Raw genomic sequence first — 18,189 nt, forward strand, 5'->3', positions numbered from 1 at the left:
TATTAGGCCATTAAGTCGATTTGTACGTTAGTCAAACGTACATTTCGGCTTTTTTCATGACTTATCGAACAGTTCACTCCTTCTGGGCGTATATAAAGAAAAATCATCGGGAAGGTGCATATCGTTGAAAGGTTTATCGATCGGGCAAGAGCAAGCCAGGGAGTGGTTTGAAGAACATTCCGGCTTTGTGTACCGAATAGCGCTCATGCTGACACACTCACCTGCGCTGGCTGATGATATTACTCAAGAAACGTTCTTAAGCGCCTTTCGTCATTATCATCGTTTTGATGAGTCACGACCGGTACGGCCTTGGTTATACCGTATTACGGTAAATACGGCTAGAAGTATGCAGAGGAAGCTTCGTTGGCATTCGCTGTTCGGACATATCCCTGAAAACTCAGGCAGTGATCTCACTTTACAGAGCATTCTTGAAGATGAGAGGGAACGGGACTTGTGGGAAAGCATCCAGAAGCTGTCGCCTAAACTGAGGCAAACCGTAACCCTCCATTACTTGGTTGGACTGCCTCTAAGCGAGACGGCGGAGATTTTGGGAATAACCCTTGGGACATGCAAATCCAGAATTAATGCGGCACTTGTTAAGCTGAGAAATAACGGTCAGTTAGCTGAAGATTACGGGCAAGCGCTTAAGGAGGACGGACTGTGAGACAGCATATGAACAATGACATGGGGACCCATTCGGTTGAAGAAAAAATGAATCAGGACGAACAACTCAAGGCTATGAGCAATTTGTCTGCTGATTTCATGGATCGAGCCCCGTCATTTACGTTTGATGAACTATGGGAACGATATACAGCACAGTCCAGTTCATGGCCGCAATTTACAATCACGAACCGGAAGCTTCGCACAGCGCTTATTGTGATTTTATTAGTAATAGCTATGGGCTCAGGATTGGCGTTCCCGGCGGTCGGTGAAGCGATTCGGAGCATCCCGTTCATTGATTTCTTACTGGATAAGGGGGGCTTCCCAAGCGGATTGAAGCGAATTGACGAGAAGGGGCTGGATTCCGCCAGTGGTGTAGAATCAAGCGACAACGGCGTTGTTATCCGAATGGAGAGCGTCTATTATGACGGAACCCAGTTTATGCTGAACTATAACGTTACTCTACCGGAGCGTCTGCCTGCCCTTACCGAAGATAAGGCGAGCGTTTATTACAAGCTTGTATTTGATGATAAGCAGGCGGATTTGAACAGTATATACACGCATGCCTTTACAATCACTGGAGACCATTCTTTTGCAGGGACTACACTGTTCAACTTCGGCAGCGCCGATATGCCGGAAACTTTGAAGCTTCATATGCTCGTTGACCGGGTTGGCGATGTATCCGGAAATTGGGATTTGCCGATCATCTTGGATAAGTCAAAAAGCGATAACCTCTCCGAAACGTTCAGGCCTCGAATAAAAGGAAGCTATCAAGGCGTATCCTTCACGGTTGAGAAGCTGCTTGTAGCGCCCGCGGTGGTCAGAATGGTTCTTGAGACAGACGATTCCTTTGAAACACGCAATTGGAATATTCAGCTGCGCGATGACAAGGGCACCTTTTTGGAACCGGGCGGTGGAAGCGGAGATCAGAACGGACAGGTGATTGCGGATTTCTCCGGACTTTCAGCTATCAATCCCCATCCGGAGTATTTGACGCTTACGTTGAGTAATAGAAACGGCTCATCCAGCCCTAATCAACAATTGGAGAAGACACGTATGAATTTGCCGATACAGGTTCCATTAACTGTTAACCGAGAGGGTGCAGGGGACTTTACTATTACGTCGATCGAGTATGGGGAGCAGGAGACGAAGGTATATTATACGCTTAGCAAGCCGGTGCCGGGCAATGCGCCCTTTTACTTCGCAGATCGACATAAGGAGTTTATCTCTACAAAGCGATTTCCTGAACGAATAGCGAAAGATACTCTCTCTTATATGGCTGTATTTCCTGCGCTAAATCTTAAGGACAATCCCGTACTGGTTGTAGATCCGGAGTCGGCTATCGAAGCCTCTCAGGCATATGAACTGAACATACCGCTCACGAAAATGGACGAAGGGAAGTAGCGTTGTCGAACAGCAGCTTATCGAATTGATTACCGAGAGCAAACCGATTAAAATCGCAGAAGCAGCTCGACACGGACCCGATGGATGTAATAGTTGAAATACATAATAAATATTATGTCAACCTATTGAGATAAAAGAATAGGCGAACGGGATAGATTCAGCATATCCGTTCGCCCTGTAACATCATCTTCTTGACGGGTGTGTCGCCTGCAGAGCTTTAGCTCTGCGGGCTTTTTCTATTAAGCGCGTCTGCGGGGATCATCGGCAGTATGGTTGCCGGATGAATCGGGCACAGATGCTCCACCGGAAGTCGAAATACGATCAGACCGTTTCCGCAGGAGAATGAACAAGCCGTACACCAGGCTTATCACGAGAGGGTAACCGATCGCCATTCCCGTGAACGGAAAGACGGCCACGGTTGCGATCAGGGAGATCCAGCTGACGGCTGATCCGAAGCGGCTTCCCTTCAGCAGACGGACCCCGGCGGCGCAGCCGCCGATATACGTCAGGATGAAGGTGGCGTTCGGGAAGGTGATCAGCGTTGTCAGCGAGAGCAGGCCGCTGCCGTAGAGCGACATGACGGCTGTGAAGCACAGCAGCAGGAACAGCAGCGCGCCGATCGGCGTATGGAAGCGCCGGGACATGCGGCCCATCCAGGCCGGAGCGCTGCCCTGCCGGGCCATCGCGTAAGCGACGCGCGAGGCGGCGCCTGCGTAGGCGATGATGGTCGCCGTGCAGATGAACATGCCGGTCAGCCCGGCAGTTAGGCCGCCCCAGCGGCCGAGCGGGCCGCTGATCATCCGGACGAGCGCTGACGAAGCGGCTCCGTCCAAATAGCTGCCGGTGCCGACGGTCGCCAGCGCCGACAGGAAGTACAGCGTGCCGACGATGGCTGCTGCGATCGTGATGCCTTTAATCGCCGCCCGCTGCGGGTCCTTGAATTCCTCGGATAGATGGGAGACAGCCTCCCAGCCGATGAAGCACCAGAACAGGATGGCGGCAGATCGGCCGACGTTCATCCAGCCATGCGGGACGAACGGGGTGAAGGCGGCACGCTCCATATGCGGCAGCGCCGTTCCGAAGGCGCAGATCAGCACCGCGATGATGGCGATCACCACCGCGATCTGCACTTTGCCGGCTAGCGACATGCCGACGACATTCATGCCAAGGCCGACGGCCAGCATCAAGACGGCGAGGCCGATCCGCGCCGTCTCGCCCCAGCCCATGGCCGCGGTCATGTACCCGGCGCCGGTGAGCGCGGCAACCGGCGCGCCGATCGGCACGGACATGAGGAAGAACCAGCCGACCAAGGAGCCGGCCCGTTCGCCGAATGCGAGCGTGACGAAATGCGAGACGCCGCCTGCATTCGGGTATTTGGCGGATAGAAAACCCATGGACAGTGCCATTGGCAGAATGAGCAGCGTCATCAGGCCCCAGGCGAGCAGGGAGGCAGGTCCGGCCATTTCGGCCGCCAGTCCGGGGACGATCAGGATGCCGGAACCCAGCACCGCTCCGATATAGAGCGCGATGGCTTGCGGCATGCCGATCTGATTGCGCAGCGTTACAGATTGCTTCATTCGTAAATCAGCCTCTCTTGTCATTTGTTATAGCGTATCAGATAATGGTCTTATTAGAAAAACAGATTCTTTGAATGGTATCCATTCAAATTTCCGATAGCAGGAGGCATTGAGGATGGAGTCCAGACATTTGTTCACTTTTCTTGAAGTTGTGGAGGCCGGAAGCTTCACCCGCGCCGCCCAGAAGCTGGATTATGCGCAGTCCAGCATCACGGCCCAGATCCAGGCGCTTGAGCAGGAATTGGGGCAGCCGTTGTTCGACCGGATCGGGAAGAAGATCATCCTGACAGACGCAGGCCGGCGGCTTCTGCCTTATGCGAGGCAAATTCAACGGATGCACAGCATGGCCGAGGAAGAATTGCGCGCCCACAGCGGCGTTTCGGGCCTGCTGCGGATCGGAGCGCCGGAGTCGCTGGCGGCGTTCCGCCTGCCCGGCATCATCGGCGAGTACCGGTCAAAGTTCCCGCAGGTCGAGATCATCCTGAAGCCAGGCTCCTGCTGGGAGCTTAGGGAGATGAGCAGGACCGGGGAGATGGATTTGTCCTTCCTGCTTCAGGAAGAATTCAATGACAAGGACCTGCATGTAGAGACGCTGGTTCACGAAGAAATGGCGCTTGTTGCACCCCTCCGCCACAGGCTATCGCATGGCGGTCCCGTAAGTCCGGATGATCTGCGGAACGAGACGATTCTTCATACCGAGACGGGCTGCTCTTATCGTCTGCTGTTCGAACGGTATTTGAACGCATCCGGTGTATATCCGGACCCCAAGCTGGAATTCTGGAGTATCGAAGCGATCAAGCAGTGTGTTATTGCCGGGCTTGGGTTGTCGCTGCTCCCGCTCGTTACGGTGCGGAAGGAGCTTGAAGAAGGCAGGCTTGCAAGGCTCCTCTGGGATGACTCGACCCATCGGGTAACGACGCAGATGGCTTACCACCACAAGAAATGGCACTCCCCCGCGCTGGAGGCGTTTCTGGAGACAGTGCGCAGGCACGCAGGTCTGTGGCGTCAGGATAAGATATCCGTATGAGCCTGTCCGTCCGTATTTTATGCTATAATAGAACGTCGGTTGAACAGGAGGTTGAGGACGCCTTGCAGGAAGATGTGACTGAATATGAAGAAGAGCTGGAAGCCTTCGTCATCTGGATGAAGGATGCCGGCTATACGTCGTACACGCAAAAATCCTATATAAATGATGTCCATCAGTTTCTGGCAGGCCTTCAAGGCAAGCCCCTCGGTTCGGTCAAGAAGCTGCATGTAATCTCATATTTGAGCCGCATACGTGAGAGCGGGGTCAGCGATTCGACCCGGAACCGCAAGCACGCGTCGGTGAACTGCTTCTTCAAGGCGTTGAATGAGCTGGAACTGCTGCAGACCAACCCTGCTTCAGGCATCAAGAAATCGAGAACCGAGAAGAACCGGGAGCCGGTCTATCTGGAGGAAGATGATCTTCGGCATTTCCTTGCGCATGTCGACGGGAAATACAAGACGCGGAATCTGGCAGTGTTTCTGCTGATGGCATACATGGGCCTTCGCGTTGGCGAGGTGCATACGCTCAATATCGGCGACTACCATCCGGAGCGACGGACGCTGAATGTGTTCGGCAAGGGCCGTAAATGGCGGTCCGTTCCCGTTCCGGAGGCAGTCGCTGCTTATCTGGAGGAAGCCATTCAGGAACGGCTTGAGCCTTGGCGGGGGAACCGGGAGGAGGCCATGTTCATTTCCCAGAAGGGGCGCAGACTCTCGATCCGTACTATTCAGGGGATCGCTTCCGATACCTTTGACCGATTCCAGAACAGACTTCCGGCTGCCCGTCGCCGCTCTTATTCCAGCCATAAGCTTCGGCATTCCTTCGCGACCATGCTTCTGCGAAGAGGGGCCGATTTGAGAACGGTTCAGGAGCTGCTAGGCCATTCCTCCATCCAGACGACGACCGTATATACGCATATCACGAACAGAGAGAAGGAAGAGGCCATGTCCAGGCTTCAGCTAGAGCTCCTGAAATAGGTGACATCATGTGGGAGCGGGAGGAGGTTATCGAGGCGGCAGCGCGAATCATCGAGAGTAAGCCGGAGATCGAGATTAGGCTGGAGATCGAGTTGAAATTCAAGATTGGGGATACATATGTAACAGGCTTTCTGCCGGACTCCGGCGACAAAATCCACACGCATCCTTCGGAGACCGGTATGCACTGGACATTGAAGGCTCTTCCTTCTTCGATAAAGGCTTCTCGCCGATAGAGCTGATCCAGGCCCCGAGCCGTTCGATCAACTGGCTGACAGGCTGCTTCAGAAGAGATCCCCGATTCCCTTGCATGTCCATAAAAAAAGCCGCAGGCTTTTGAAAAACACAGAAGTCATCATTTGGCTGTTGCCGTGGCAGTCTTCTATGTTTTCCTGGAAACGGATGCCTTCCTCCAAAGGAAGATTGAGCCGTTTCAAATCAGCAGGCGGCTTTTCTTCATAGTTCTGTAAGCTTCGCTACAAGTAGCCGGCAGTAGGTTTCTTCTACAGCTCCAGCTTGGAGATTTCGCCTTTAAGCTTCTCGGCGGACTGCTGGAACAGCTTGGTCTCATCGTCGCTCATCGGCAGAGGCAGCACTTCGCGTACCCCCGAACGGTCTACAACGCAAGGTGCGCCAAGGAAGATTTCGGACACGCCGTTATAGTTGTTCAGCAGCGTGGAGACGTTCAGCACGGCGCCTTCGTTGCCGAGAATAGCCGCCACAATCCGGTCCAGCGCCAGCGCGATGGCATAGGAAGTGGAGCCTTTGGCATTAATGATCTCATAGGCGGCATTCTTGGTGTCCTCGTAGATTTCCTTACGGGTCTCTTCGTCGAAGCCAAGGTCGGTGCCGCTGACGTTGGCCAGACTCCATACCGGCACTTCGGAATCGCCGTGCTCCCCGATGATGGAGCCATGGATGCTGCGGGGATCAATTTCCTTGTACTTGCCGATCAAATAGCGGAAACGCGCGCTGTCGAGCACGGTACCGGAACCGATAACCCGGCGGCGGTCGAAGCCGCTGATCTTGAGTGTGGCATAGGCCAGAATGTCAACCGGATTCGTGGCGATCAGCAGGATCGCATGAGAATTATATTTGGTAATCTTCTGGATGATATCCCGGAAGATCGAAATATTTTTGCGGAGCAAATCGATGCGGGTCTCTCCCGGCTTCTGCGAAGCGCCTGCCGTAACGATAATGATGTCCGCTTCGCGGCAGTCCTCATAGGTGCCGGCCCACAGCTTAACGCCTCCGACGAACGGAAGGCCGTGGTTCATGTCCAGTGCTTCACCATGCGCTTTCTGGTGATTCACATCGATCAAGACCAATTCGGGCATACGGTTGCGCAGCAGCAGAGTGTAGGCTGTTGTTGTGCCAACGGCTCCTGTGCCAATGACAACGACTCGATTAGGTTTGAAGGGGGGGGCCATAGTTCCATCTCCTTAAAAGTTATGAATTTTTCTTGACCAATCTTATCCATCATAGCTTCATTCGGTAGTCTTTTCAAGAACCCGTTATTTAATCCATTACCCAATATTAAATACTACCTATACCCGTATTCAGGAAAGGGGCGAATAAAATATGTTCACTGCATCCGGGCTTGCACTTTTTGCATTTGCGGCAGTCATTCTGATCCTCATTCCCGGTCCCGATCTGATCTTCGCACTCACCCAGGGAATGACCAACGGCAAAAGAGCGGGGGTCGTGACGGCGCTCGGTCTGGCGATGGGCAACACGATTCACACCTTGGCTGCGGCTCTCGGTTTATCCGTTCTGGTCAAGACTTCGCCTGTACTGTTCACCATCTTTAAAATAGCAGGGGCCTTGTATCTGTTTAATCTGGCAAGAAAGTCGATTAAATACCGGAAGATGCCAATAACGGCAGCGGAGGGGGATCGCGCCGCGAATGACCGGTCACTGTTCTTGCGGGGACTGACCATGAACGTATTGAACCCGAAGGTGGCAATCTTCTTTCTGACCTTTCTGCCGCAATTTGTTCATTATGATTACGGATACGTACCTGTGCAAATGATAATTCTGGGCCTTATCTTCATTGTGCTGACGGCTTTGATCTTTGGCGCATTGGCCTATTTCGCCGGGGCTGCCGCCGGCAGAATTCTGAAGAATCCAAGGGTGAACGAGGCGGCGAATATCGTTGCCGGTTCTATTTTCACATTGCTGGGACTCAAACTGTTGACGACTTCACCATAATACGACTAGCATAGACTGGAGCGATCATTGAGCATGAACGTTTTTCGTAAAAAACCGCTCGACGTATCTCACGATACCGGTAGCGGCAAGCTGAGCAAAACACTTGGCGCCTTCGATTTGACGGCTCTTGGAGTCGGTGCGATTATCGGTACCGGCATTTTCGTCATGACGGGAGTGGCGGCGGCCAAACACGCCGGACCTGCGCTGGTGCTCTCCTTCATTATTGCCGGACTGGCCTGTGCCCTGTCCGCACTCTGTTACTCGGAGTTCGCTTCCAGCATTCCGGTATCGGGGAGCGCTTACGCTTACAGCTACGTGGCATTCGGAGAGCTTCTCGCCTGGGTGCTCGGATGGGATCTTGTCCTCGAATACGGTGTGGCTGCGGCTGCGGTTGCGAGCGGCTGGTCCGGATATCTTCTGGGACTGCTCGATGGCTTCGGCATCCATTTGCCTGTTATTTTGTCGGGGGCGTATAATTCGAATGAGGGAACGCTCGTCAATCTCCCGGCTGTTATCATCATTCTGCTGATCACTCTACTGCTGTCGCGCGGTATCAAAGAAACCGCCCGTTTTAATGAAGTGATGGTTCTGATCAAGCTTGCGGTCGTGCTGTTGTTCATAGTAACCGGCATCTTCTATGTCAAGCCTGCGAACTGGACGCCATTCATGCCTTTCGGGTTCCATGGCATTATGAATGGCGCGGCGACCGTCTTCTTCGCCTATATCGGCTTCGACGCCTTGTCGACTGCGGCTGAGGAAGTCAAGCGGCCGCAGCGAGATCTTCCTATTGGAATTTTCGCTTCGCTGGCGATATGCACGATTCTGTACATAGCCGTATCCCTTGTGCTGACAGGGATCGTTCCCTATCAGAACCTGAATGTCAGTGATCCCGTGTCTTATGCACTGCGATTTGCGGGACAAGATATGATCGCCGGCCTCATCTCGATCGGCGCGATCGCGGGCATGACGACGGTGCTGCTTGTCATGCTCTTCGGCCAGACCCGGCTGCTGTTCGCGATTTCGCGCGATGGATTGCTGCCGAAGAGTCTGTCGGTCGTCAACCCGAAGACGCAAACACCTGTCCGCAGCACTTGGATGGTAGGAGGCGTTATCGCCCTGCTGACCGGCTTCGTTCCGCTCGATCGGTTGGCGAATCTGACCAGCATCGGAACGCTGTTCGCTTTTCTGGTCGTATCTCTTGGTGTTATCGTGCTGCGCAAGACCCAGCCCAGGCTGAAGAGAGGCTTCACAGTGCCCTGGGTTCCCGTGATTCCGCTGCTCAGCGCAGCGTCATGCGCCTACTTGATGATCAGCCTCGGCTACGAGACATGGGCCGGCTTCTTCGTATGGCTGATCGCCGGCCTGTTCATTTACAGCCTCTACGGCTACCGGAACAGCCGTTTGAACCAGGAAGGCAGCCGCCGGAGCTAGGCTCCCGGCTGCCATTCAAACCGAAAGGAGAGAGGACATTGCCATCTGCAGTTGCCCGCCATAAGCTATTGAGAACTTTATTTGTCCTGATCCCGGCTGCGCTGATCCTGGCATCGTGTTCGTCTCCCAAGCCGGAGCCGTCTCCGAGTCCGGTATTGCCAAGCGCTTCGCCGGAGGAAGGTCAGACGATCACATTGATTACGCCAGACGCTTCCAACATAGATTCCTCCAAAACCTCCAAATACCAGATCCAGACCCGGCTAACCGACTTCGAGCTGATGAGCGGCACGGAAGGTCTTGCTTGGGGAGTAACCAAGAATTCCCTCCGGCTCTATATGACTCGTGACAACGGCAAGACCTGGAGCAATATTTCGCCGTCCTCGACAGTTCAGTTCTCAACGATCCCTGTGTACGGCAAAGATATTTTTTTCACCGATCCAAGTAACGGCTGGATTATCCGGCAATCCTTCGGCATGATGGAGACCGTGGTGCTTCGGACCCGTGATGGGGGAGCGACCTGGAAGATTTCCTCGTTGAACCAGGGGAGCGATATCCGGTCGATTTATTTCGTGTCGGCTCTGAAAGGCTGGTTATTGGCGACCTGGGATTCCGAGGACGAGCATGAGAGCAAGGCGCTTTACAAGACGGAAGACGGCGGGGCTACCTGGAAGACTGTGATGCAGAACGACCAGTACATGCCCAATTCGCCGCATCCCGCTCTTCCGGTAGCCGGAGAGACCGGGGGGCTAGTGTTCCGGGATTTTAATCATGGCTTGAATATCCTGAACAAGTCCAATGGTCCGGAGTTGTATCATTCGTTCGACGGGGGAGCCGGCTGGCGCAAAGATACGTCGTTCTCTTCTGATGTCAAGACCTTCACGAATTATGATAAAGTCAATGCCGACACTCCTCAATTTTTCAACTTCAACAACGGCTGGATTCCGGTATCGGCAAGCAAGAAGGGTAGTGATGGAACGTATTGGGGTGGATTTTTCACCGCGGACGGGGGAAGCAGCTGGAAATATGTTCCGTTCAATCTCGGGATTCAAACAGGTACTAACGCTGATATCCCGCCCACCTTTCTGAACAATTCCATCGGCTGGCGGCTGATTGGCAATCTGCTGTACCGGACGGATGATCAGGGCAAGACCTGGAAGGCACTATCCACCAGCAGTGTTCTCAAATCGAAGCTTGCCGAATATCCTGAGGTCGTGAAGCTTCAATTCATTGACGAGGAATCAGGCTGGCTGCTGATTGAGAAGAACGAGAGCAAGCGCTCGAATCTGCTTCAGACGACGGACGGAGGCCTCAGTTGGCATGTGTTGTAATTAATGATATATGGCGATTTGTTCCGGCGGCTGGCGGGTCGGGTCGCCTTTCTTTATTTTGAACATATAGGAGATGATACGAATTTGATTCGAGAAGCCGAAAAATCGGATAAAGACCAGCTGTACGAGCTCTATCGTATGTTAGTGCCAAATAGCAAGAAAATGAATGTGCTCGAAGTACAAATTGATGCCATTCGAAGAGACCCTAATAATTTTCTGCTCGTGTTCGATGAAGTGGGGAAGGTGTTAGGGACAGTCACACTCAATATATGTATCCAGGCGCTGCATGGGACAAGACCGTATGGGGTAGTTGAGAACATTATTGTTCATGAGGATCATCGAAGCAAGAATATTGGGCAGCAGCTTCTACAATATGTTGAGGAGTACTGCAAGTCTATTAACTGTCACCGGATTATGCTTCTAAGCAATTCAAGCCGGACAAGAGCACATCAGTTCTTCGAAAAAGAAGGCTATGACGGTTTGGTCAGTAAAGGTTTTAAAAAATACCTCTAACCCGGCTTCAGATTGCTCGATAACTCGTTTCATACGTCTGGAAGTTCCTTTTTTAGCAATAAAAAAATTAATTAAAATTTTCTATTGAATGTGAAAAAAATCACACATATAGCTGTGAGATTGTGATATATTTAACNGATAGGAGAGATTATCATGAGAACTTTTGAAACGGACTTTGTTACGAAAAACCTGCTTCAGCTGTGCTACAATTGCGAAGATGCTTACCTGTGTGAGACTGAAGAACAATGCATGGCTTGCTGGACAGAGAACGGTATGATCCCTCAGGAAGAAGACGAGACGAAACGTTTGCTGGATCTGGTACATGCATAAGATAGAAAATGACTCATTGATCTGAAGACCGACGATTTCCCACTGGGAGACGCCGGTCTTTTTTGTTGTCACTCGCCAAGTCTCTCCCGCTATAGCCTGGCATATAATGTAGGGAAGCCCGGCCTGGGCGATCACTTCGGGGCGAGGAGGAATCAGCTGTGAATTTGGGTCCGGATTCATCGTGGATGTTTGATTTTGCCGGAACGGTGTTGCCGATCTTTTTCGCCGTAATGGTGGCTATAGGAGTTCTGGCGGCTGGAAGGGAGCTGCTGGCCTGGAGTCGCAACAACCGGAAGCCCGTTCTTACCGTCCCTGCCCGGATTGTCGCCAAACGGAGCGAGATCAGACAGAAGCCGCAGGATGAAGGAAGCCCCGCTCGCACCACAACGCTCTATTACATCACATTCGAGCTGGAGAATGGAGAACGGATGGAGCTTAGGGTAAAAGGGGGAGAATATGGTGTAAGTGCGGAACGGGACCGGGGGATATTGACCTATCAGGGAACTCGTTATCTCGGGTTTACCCGGGAAACCCATTATTCAAGATTGGAAGGGCGCTGACAAATCCTATCCTCTGTTTCCGTAATGCGGATTCAGGGGATATATTAGTTTTGCAGACTATTATTCGGGACAGGAGTGATGAGCCATGACTTTTAAAGATAAAACCGTAATCGTGACCGGAGCCGGACGGGGGATCGGACGGGGAGTCGCCAAGGCATTCGCGGAGAAAGGAGCCCAGGTCATCATAGCCGAGGTGAATCGGGAGGAAGGCGAGAAGACCGCTGGCGAGATTGTTGAGCAAGGAGGAATTGCGATGTTCGTCGCATGCGATGTCAGCCGGGAGGAAGATATTACCGCGATGGTGCAAAAGACGGTCTCTGTTTACGGAAATATCGATGTCCTGATCAACAATGCCGGAATCGCCAATCCGCATGCAGCCAGTTTCTATGAGCTTGGGGTCGATGATTGGGACAGGGTGATGAACACAAATGCCCGCGGCTGTTTCCTGACATCCCGGGAAGTCGCCAAGGTGATGCGGGACAACCCGGACGGCGGGACGATCATCAACATCTCTTCCACTCGCGCCTTGATGTCGGAACCGGATACAGAGGCTTATGCGGCATCCAAAGGCGCCATTTCGTCGCTAACCCATGCGATGGCGGTAACGCTGGGCAGGGATGGTATAACGGTGAACTGCATCCTGCCGGGCTGGATTGAGACGGGCGACTACGGCTCACTGCGTGATGAAGATCATGACCAGCATCCGGCGGGGCGGGTAGGTGTTCCCGAGGATATCGCCAAGGCTTGTCTGTATCTGGCCGATCCGGATAACCGGTTCGTGACCGGAGCGCAGCTGGTCGTTGACGGCGGGATGACTCGCAAGATGATTTACGTGCCGGATTAAGACCGATCAGTCGACTGAACTCATTAAATAAAACAGGTCAAACAGACATCTCTTAGGCATGAGCTGAAAAATCAAGGGTATTGTCATGCACCACTTGGGCTCCCGCACATACAATACATCGTGCAGAAACGGCGGTGCCCTTACGAATTGAAGCGGATCAGGCGCAGCTGCCGAACTCCCGGGGAAGCCGTTTCTCAGAAAAACCGCTCACGGAGGTACTTGAAGGAGGAACGCGCGTGGCCGTCATTAAAACAAATTCGGAGGACGAGAAAGTTCTGGCCCGGCTGATGCGGGCGGAGGCGGAGGAGGATGGGGACCCCGGCATGCTGATGGTCGGCAATGTTGGAGTTAACCGGATTCTCTCCAACTGCCTGGATTTCCGTAATATCCGCTCCATCGATGACATGGTGTTCCAGAGTCCGGGAGGCTTTGAGGCGCCGACTAAAGGCTATTTCTATCAGAGAGCGAGAGAAAGGGATATCCGGCTGGCCCGGCGCGCGATCGGCGGAGAACGGACCCGGCCTGCCACCAATGCCCTTTGGTTCTTTCGTCCTGCGGGCGATTGCCCGGCTACCTGGTTTAACCAGGAGAACACGGGCCGCTACAAGGCCCACTGCTTCTTTAGACCGACAGCAGAAGATTGTCCCAACGTATATTGACAACCCAGCTTAAGGAGGAATTGAATTTCATGTTGACACAGCCTTATCGTCCCGTGACTTACACGATCGGAAGCATGAGCAGCGGAACAGGAATGACCGCACCCAGCAACCCGTCCCAGGTTGCCAGCGGAGGTATGATTACCCCTGGAGGAACGGTGGTCAGCACCGCGCAGCCCGCCTTCGAGCAATCGTACATTGAGAACATTCTCCGGTTGAACCTGGGCAAGGTCGGAACGTTCTACATGACCTACGAGAACAACAGCGAATGGAACGCCAAGATCTTCAAGGGCGTGCTGGAAGCTGCCGGACGCGACCATATTATCATCAGCGATCCGACAACCGGACAGCGCACCATTCTGTTAATGGTTAATCTGGACTATGCTACCTTCGATCAGCCGCTGGTGTATCAATATCCCGGTGTAGTTGGCAATCCGCCGCCTACATCCCGCGGTTACCGTTAATTAGGAGCGTGAAGCACAACATATCGCAACGGCGCTTTCCTTATTAAGGAGGGTGCCGTTATTTTTTACACATAGGATGAAGCATTGCCGCACTTCGGATTATTCGGTACAATTAACCAAATCACGTAGGTTATTCCATAATAAAAGGGAGGTTTCACTATGATTCGTTACCCGCATATGAAAGAAGGAATTACTATTGGAGTGACGGCTCCTTCCTATGGTGTGAAAGAAGAAAATCACGATTTGCTTAAGCAAGCGGACAATCGGTTGATCCAACAAGGATATCAGATACAGTATGGAGAGACCGTCTGGACCCAGGATAAGGCCAAATCGTCTCCTGCACGCCTTCGCGCTTCTGAATTGAACAAGATGATGACGGACGAGCATGTGGATATGATATTTCCGCCTTGGGGTGGTGAACTGCTGATTGAGATATTGGAATTTCTGGATTTTAACCGATTCAAGGAAAAATGGATACTTGGTTATTCGGATATCAGTCTCCTGCTGTTAGCGGTAACTTTACGAACTGGCATTGCCACAGCACATGGTACAAATTTGATTGATCTTAGAGGTGAATTCTCGGACCCGACTACAGCCAGGTGGAAGGACGTGTTGTCCACGCGTATGGGAGAATCCGTCCTGCAGCATTCCTCGGAGAAGTACCAGCGGGAGTGGAAGCGTGATGAGCCGTCGCCCTGCATTTTTGACTTAACGGAACCTGCCTCATGGAAAATTGTTTCGGAAGACAAGGCGAATATTCAAGGCCGCTTGCTAGGAGGATGCATCGATGTGATCAGACATCTGATCGGTACACCTTACGGAAATGTCGGTGAATTCCAGAAGAATTACATACACGGTGAGCCAATTGTCTGGTTTTTGGAGAACTGCGAGCTAAATACCGCCGATTTGCGCCGGTCGCTCGTTCACATGAAGCTGGCGGGCTGGTTCGATCATTGCTCGGGTATTCTGTTCGGGCGCAGCTCCGCCAATCAATCTGTCGATGATTACACAGCCGAAGATGTCTATGCGGAATTGGCTCAGGAATTGAACCTGCCTGTTATATATGATATAGACTGTGGCCATGTTCCCCCACAAATGACTTTAATTAACGGAGCGCGGGCGGTAATTGAAGCATCGGAAGGCCAAGGGACCGTATTGCAGGTTTTTTCACCGTAATCCGCAGTTTGTACTCATTTACGCTCCTGAAGGCTGCAATGACAAGCCGTATCCAATTTTCGGAGGGGACGCGCATGCTTGCGGTCTACAGGTATAAATTTATATAATAATGAATAATTCATTACACTCGGAACTGGCAAGGAGCTGAATGCATTGGGAAATATGTAGCGAAAGGAACGATTGCACTGTCGGTAGTCACAATTTTGAACAAACGAAGGAGGTGGGCCTACCCGCCTGCCTGAATATGTGGACGGGTAGGAAGAGAATTTGAGCGACCCTTTACCCGGTTTATTGAGAGTAAGTCTGATTTTTCTGTTGGTGCTGTTAAACGGATTCTTTGTTTCTGTCGAATACGCAATGGTGAAGGCGCGGGGAGGACGCATAGAGACCCTGGCTGAAGAAGGCAGCAAAAGAGCGTTGTCCGCCCGGTATATCATCCGGAACCTGGACGCTTATCTGTCAGCCTGCCAGGTCGGCATTACGCTGTCCTCGCTGGCGCTTGGATGGCTGGGAGAGCCTGTAATCGCTACCCTGCTGACTCCAGCCCTTACAGGGCTCGGCTTTGGGGAGACGGCGGTGCATGTATGCTCTGTTATCCTGGCGTTCCTGCTGATTGCCATTCTGCATATCGTACTCGGCGAGATCGCGCCCAAGACCATTGCCGTGAACAAGGCGGAGAACGTTCTGCTGTTGACGGCAGGACTTATGACAGCCTTTTGCCGGCTGATGTATCCGCTGATCTGGATCGTGAACGGCTTGGCCCACGGGCTGCTTAAGCTGTTTCGACTGACGCCCGTCTCCGAGACGGGAACTGCGCATACGGAAGAGGAAATCCGGATTATCATGCAAGAGAGCAACAAGAGCGGACTGATCGATAACACCGAAATGGCTCTGGTGGACAATATCTTCGGATTTGCAGACACCACGGCCAGGGAGATTATGATTCCGCGGACAGAAATGATCTGCCTGAGCAGTCATCTGTCCGTTCAGGAGAATCTCACTGTCGCCTTTGAAGGTATGCGGACGAGGTATCCGGTATTCGACGGCGACAAGGACCATATTGTCGGATTTATTCATATGAAGGATTTGATCCGCGAGAATACGATGAATCTGCAGGAGCTGATCCGGCCGGTGCTGACCGTGCCCGATTCCATTCAGATCAGCGCCCTGCTGAAGACGATGCAGAAGGCCAAGACCCAGATCGCCATTCTGATTGATGAATACGGCGGTACTTCGGGACTCGTTACGCTGGAAGACATCATGGAGGAAATCGTCGGCGAGATTCAGGACGAATTCGACCAGGAGCGTCCGGAAGTGGAGAAGCTGGGAGAAGAAGAGTATTCCCTTGACGGCCTGCTGTTGATCGAAGAGGTGAACAACCGGTTCGATTTGCAGCTGGAGACGGAGGATTACGATACAATCGGAGGCTGGCTGTATGCCAGACTTGAAGTGAATCCGCCGCAGAAGGGGCAGTCCTTCCAGTACGACGACCACTTGTTCGTGGTCGAGGAGACGGACAACAAGCGGGTTGCCCGTATCAGGCTGCTGAAGGCGGAGCCTCTGGTCGAAGAGGCGGGAGCCTGAAAAGGGTCTGGAAGCCGGAGCAGGCGTAAGCAAGGAGAGCGTGACGACCTTTAAATAAGGCGTGCGCTCTTTTTTTGCCGAGAAGAATTACCTGCTGCTTCCATTTGCCAAAGATATAAGCTAAACTATATACTTTTTACTATTACCAATAGACATCATCTATTGAACTTTAGGTCCGGATGGACAGAAAGGAAAGGCTTACATTGAGCAAATCCAATAGAAGAAGCAGCGGCTCTGCCGCTTCCGTGAGTAATCAGGAGAGGCGGCGCCAGGAGCAGGAGCGGCAAAAAAAGAAGACGCGAATATTACTGATCGCCTCCGTGGTTCTGGTCATCGCGATATTTGCCGGTCTTTTTGCTCTGGCCTCCCAAAATTCAGGCAGCAAGAGTACCGCATCCCTTTCGGCTGAGTTCGACTATTCGACGCTTCCAAGACTTGGACAAGCCGACGCACCGGTCAAGCTTGTGGAATTCGGCGATTTTCAATGTCCCTCCTGCGCCCAGTTCTCAAATAGCATCAAGCCTGAACTTATGGATAAGTACATCAATACGGGGCAGGCGGCGCTGTACTTTGTGAATATGTCTTTTATCGGCCCGGACTCCGAGACGGCATCGCTCGCCGCCCTTTCGGTCTATCATCAGAACAGCGATGTCTTCTGGAAATTCTATGACGCAATGTATAGCAATCAGGGAGCGGAGAATTCAGGATGGGCGACCGAGGACAAGCTGGTGGAGCTGGCCAAGAAGGAGCAGCTTGATATCGATTACGACCTTCTCCGCACCGATATCCAGAATCGCACCTATGCAGACGAGCTGTCACGGGATAACAAGACTGCTTCAGACAATGGTGTAACTAGCACGCCAACGCTGTTCGTCAACGGGACTGCGGCCCAAAATGCATTTGATATGAACGAGGTGGGAGCCGCAATCGAGTCGGCAGCGAAGGCGGCGGAGTCGAAATGAAGGACTTCGTAAGACGCCACTGTCTCTACCTTGCCTGGTTTGTATCACTGGTCGCGGTAGCAGGCAGTCTCTACTTGAGCGAGGTACTTAAATACGAACCCTGCAAGCTGTGCTGGTTCCAGCGGATTTTCATGTATCCCCAGTTCGTGCTGCTCGGCATTGCGACCTATCGGAACGACAGGAAGATCATTCCCTACATTTTGCCTTTGTGCGTAATCGGAGGGAGCATTTCGACCTATCATTACGCAGAGCAGAAAATACCTGCCCTTGGACGTATCGCTTCTTGCAGCATCGGCGTTCCATGCACCAAGGATTATCTCAATTGGTTCGGTTTTGTGACGGTTCCGCTTCTGGCGCTCACGGCATTTGTGCTGATCGGACTGCTGCTGTGGAACGGCAGAGAACGGGCAGCGGAGAAAGACAGCATTGATTGATGAAAAAACAAGAGCTAAAGGGATAAAACAAGAGAATGAAAGAGTAGAAGTTTT

General features: G+C 52.5%; 20 protein-coding genes. 18 read left to right on the plus strand and 2 right to left on the minus strand.

The genetic code is table 11. The features are described from left to right. Positions 1–124 precede the first annotated feature (124 nt). Positions 125–664, plus strand: a complete 540-nt coding sequence (locus tag KIH86_RS22575) for an RNA polymerase sigma factor (RefSeq protein WP_223083630.1) — start codon at positions 125–127, stop codon at positions 662–664. Further along, positions 661–2,064 (plus strand): DUF4179 domain-containing protein, encoded by a 1,404-nt coding sequence (locus tag KIH86_RS22580; RefSeq protein WP_223083631.1) that lies wholly within the window; start codon positions 661–663, stop codon positions 2,062–2,064. Before KIH86_RS22575 ends, KIH86_RS22580 begins: the two co-directional genes overlap by 4 nt. 239 nt (positions 2,065–2,303) lie before the next feature. Here KIH86_RS22580 and KIH86_RS22585 read toward each other — a convergent pair whose 3' ends face one another. Beyond that, positions 2,304–3,641 carry an amino acid permease gene (locus KIH86_RS22585; RefSeq protein ID WP_223083632.1) on the minus strand — a complete coding sequence of 446 codons (1,338 nt, stop codon included), beginning with the start codon at positions 3,639–3,641 and terminating at the stop codon, positions 2,304–2,306. 115 nt (positions 3,642–3,756) lie between these two features. Between KIH86_RS22585 and KIH86_RS22590 the strand changes: the two genes are divergently transcribed. The 3 genes from KIH86_RS22590 to KIH86_RS22600 all read left to right on the plus strand — a co-directional run bounded on the left by KIH86_RS22590 (position 3,757) and on the right by KIH86_RS22600 (position 5,878). Beyond that, the gene (locus KIH86_RS22590) at positions 3,757–4,668 is read left to right on the plus strand and encodes a LysR family transcriptional regulator (RefSeq protein WP_223083633.1); all 912 of its coding nucleotides are present in this window, start codon (positions 3,757–3,759) and stop codon (positions 4,666–4,668) included. A 116-nt stretch (positions 4,669–4,784) separates the two neighbouring features. After that, a complete protein-coding gene (locus KIH86_RS22595) occupies positions 4,785–5,645 on the plus strand; it encodes a tyrosine-type recombinase/integrase (RefSeq protein ID WP_235775558.1) in 861 nt (286 codons plus the stop codon). A gap of 8 nt (positions 5,646–5,653) precedes the next feature. Further along, positions 5,654–5,878 carry a DUF3898 domain-containing protein gene (locus KIH86_RS22600; protein ID WP_223083635.1) on the plus strand — a complete coding sequence of 75 codons (225 nt, stop codon included), beginning with the start codon at positions 5,654–5,656 and terminating at the stop codon, positions 5,876–5,878. Between the two features lie 267 nt (positions 5,879–6,145). Here KIH86_RS22600 and KIH86_RS22605 read toward each other — a convergent pair whose 3' ends face one another. Next, positions 6,146–7,072, minus strand: a complete 927-nt coding sequence (locus KIH86_RS22605) for an L-lactate dehydrogenase (RefSeq protein WP_223083636.1) — start codon at positions 7,070–7,072, stop codon at positions 6,146–6,148. 151 nt (positions 7,073–7,223) lie between these two features. On the opposite strand from KIH86_RS22605, the gene KIH86_RS22610 reads away from it, so the two are divergent. From KIH86_RS22610 to KIH86_RS22670, 13 genes are all read left to right on the plus strand, one after another. Further along, positions 7,224–7,853, plus strand: a complete 630-nt coding sequence (locus tag KIH86_RS22610) for a LysE family translocator (protein WP_223083637.1) — start codon at positions 7,224–7,226, stop codon at positions 7,851–7,853. 33 nt (positions 7,854–7,886) lie between these two features. Next, positions 7,887–9,284 (plus strand): amino acid permease, encoded by a 1,398-nt coding sequence (locus tag KIH86_RS22615; RefSeq protein WP_223083638.1) that lies wholly within the window; start codon positions 7,887–7,889, stop codon positions 9,282–9,284. Between the two features lie 38 nt (positions 9,285–9,322). Next, positions 9,323–10,612 carry a WD40/YVTN/BNR-like repeat-containing protein gene (locus tag KIH86_RS22620; protein ID WP_223083639.1) on the plus strand — a complete coding sequence of 430 codons (1,290 nt, stop codon included), beginning with the start codon at positions 9,323–9,325 and terminating at the stop codon, positions 10,610–10,612. A gap of 3 nt (positions 10,613–10,615) precedes the next feature. After that, positions 10,616–11,125 carry a GNAT family N-acetyltransferase gene (locus KIH86_RS22625; protein ID WP_223110672.1) on the plus strand — a complete coding sequence of 170 codons (510 nt, stop codon included), beginning with the start codon at positions 10,616–10,618 and terminating at the stop codon, positions 11,123–11,125. 153 nt (positions 11,126–11,278) lie between these two features. Further along, positions 11,279–11,455: a hypothetical protein gene (locus KIH86_RS22630; RefSeq protein WP_223083641.1), complete on the plus strand. Its 177-nt coding sequence runs from the start codon at positions 11,279–11,281 to the stop codon at positions 11,453–11,455. Positions 11,456–11,613: 158 nt separating this feature from the next. Then, positions 11,614–12,015 carry a DUF2500 domain-containing protein gene (locus KIH86_RS22635; RefSeq protein ID WP_235775552.1) on the plus strand — a complete coding sequence of 134 codons (402 nt, stop codon included), beginning with the start codon at positions 11,614–11,616 and terminating at the stop codon, positions 12,013–12,015. 85 nt (positions 12,016–12,100) lie between these two features. Then, positions 12,101–12,859: an SDR family NAD(P)-dependent oxidoreductase gene (locus KIH86_RS22640; RefSeq protein WP_223083642.1), complete on the plus strand. Its 759-nt coding sequence runs from the start codon at positions 12,101–12,103 to the stop codon at positions 12,857–12,859. Positions 12,860–13,095: 236 nt separating this feature from the next. After that, positions 13,096–13,518, plus strand: a complete 423-nt coding sequence (locus KIH86_RS22645) for a cell wall hydrolase (RefSeq protein ID WP_223083643.1) — start codon at positions 13,096–13,098, stop codon at positions 13,516–13,518. Positions 13,519–13,592: 74 nt separating this feature from the next. Next, positions 13,593–13,979 carry a spore coat protein GerQ gene (gerQ, locus tag KIH86_RS22650; RefSeq protein WP_235775559.1) on the plus strand — a complete coding sequence of 129 codons (387 nt, stop codon included), beginning with the start codon at positions 13,593–13,595 and terminating at the stop codon, positions 13,977–13,979. Between the two features lie 159 nt (positions 13,980–14,138). Next, entirely contained in the window at positions 14,139–15,155 is a 1,017-nt protein-coding gene (locus tag KIH86_RS22655) for a S66 family peptidase (RefSeq protein ID WP_223083645.1), read from the plus strand. 267 nt (positions 15,156–15,422) lie between these two features. Beyond that, positions 15,423–16,739 carry a hemolysin family protein gene (locus tag KIH86_RS22660; RefSeq protein WP_223083646.1) on the plus strand — a complete coding sequence of 439 codons (1,317 nt, stop codon included), beginning with the start codon at positions 15,423–15,425 and terminating at the stop codon, positions 16,737–16,739. A gap of 203 nt (positions 16,740–16,942) precedes the next feature. After that, positions 16,943–17,701 (plus strand): DsbA family protein, encoded by a 759-nt coding sequence (locus KIH86_RS22665; RefSeq protein ID WP_235775553.1) that lies wholly within the window; start codon positions 16,943–16,945, stop codon positions 17,699–17,701. After that, positions 17,698–18,135: a disulfide oxidoreductase gene (locus KIH86_RS22670; RefSeq protein ID WP_223083648.1), complete on the plus strand. Its 438-nt coding sequence runs from the start codon at positions 17,698–17,700 to the stop codon at positions 18,133–18,135. Before KIH86_RS22665 ends, KIH86_RS22670 begins: the two co-directional genes overlap by 4 nt. The last annotated feature ends 54 nt before the right edge of the window (positions 18,136–18,189 follow it).

This window comes from Paenibacillus sinensis (assembly GCF_019904155.1).
Taxonomy (GTDB): Bacteria; Bacillota; Bacilli; order Paenibacillales; family Paenibacillaceae; genus Paenibacillus_AQ; species Paenibacillus_AQ sinensis.

Coding starts and splice junctions, on each gene's coding strand:
- KIH86_RS22585 (WP_223083632.1), bottom strand. CDS start 3,641: ATGAAGCAATCTGTAACGCTGCGCAATCAGATCGGCATGCCGCAAGCC.
- KIH86_RS22590 (WP_223083633.1), top strand. CDS start 3,757: ATGGAGTCCAGACATTTGTTCACTTTTCTTGAAGTTGTGGAGGCCGGA.
- KIH86_RS22595 (WP_235775558.1), top strand. CDS start 4,785: ATGAAGGATGCCGGCTATACGTCGTACACGCAAAAATCCTATATAAAT.
- KIH86_RS22600 (WP_223083635.1), top strand. CDS start 5,654: ATGTGGGAGCGGGAGGAGGTTATCGAGGCGGCAGCGCGAATCATCGAG.
- KIH86_RS22605 (WP_223083636.1), bottom strand. CDS start 7,072: ATGGCCCCCCCCTTCAAACCTAATCGAGTCGTTGTCATTGGCACAGGA.
- KIH86_RS22610 (WP_223083637.1), top strand. CDS start 7,224: ATGTTCACTGCATCCGGGCTTGCACTTTTTGCATTTGCGGCAGTCATT.
- KIH86_RS22615 (WP_223083638.1), top strand. CDS start 7,887: ATGAACGTTTTTCGTAAAAAACCGCTCGACGTATCTCACGATACCGGT.
- KIH86_RS22625 (WP_223110672.1), top strand. CDS start 10,616: ATGATATATGGCGATTTGTTCCGGCGGCTGGCGGGTCGGGTCGCCTTT.
- KIH86_RS22630 (WP_223083641.1), top strand. CDS start 11,279: ATGAGAACTTTTGAAACGGACTTTGTTACGAAAAACCTGCTTCAGCTG.
- KIH86_RS22640 (WP_223083642.1), top strand. CDS start 12,101: ATGACTTTTAAAGATAAAACCGTAATCGTGACCGGAGCCGGACGGGGG.
- gerQ (WP_235775559.1), top strand. CDS start 13,593: ATGAGCAGCGGAACAGGAATGACCGCACCCAGCAACCCGTCCCAGGTT.
- KIH86_RS22655 (WP_223083645.1), top strand. CDS start 14,139: ATGATTCGTTACCCGCATATGAAAGAAGGAATTACTATTGGAGTGACG.
- KIH86_RS22670 (WP_223083648.1), top strand. CDS start 17,698: ATGAAGGACTTCGTAAGACGCCACTGTCTCTACCTTGCCTGGTTTGTA.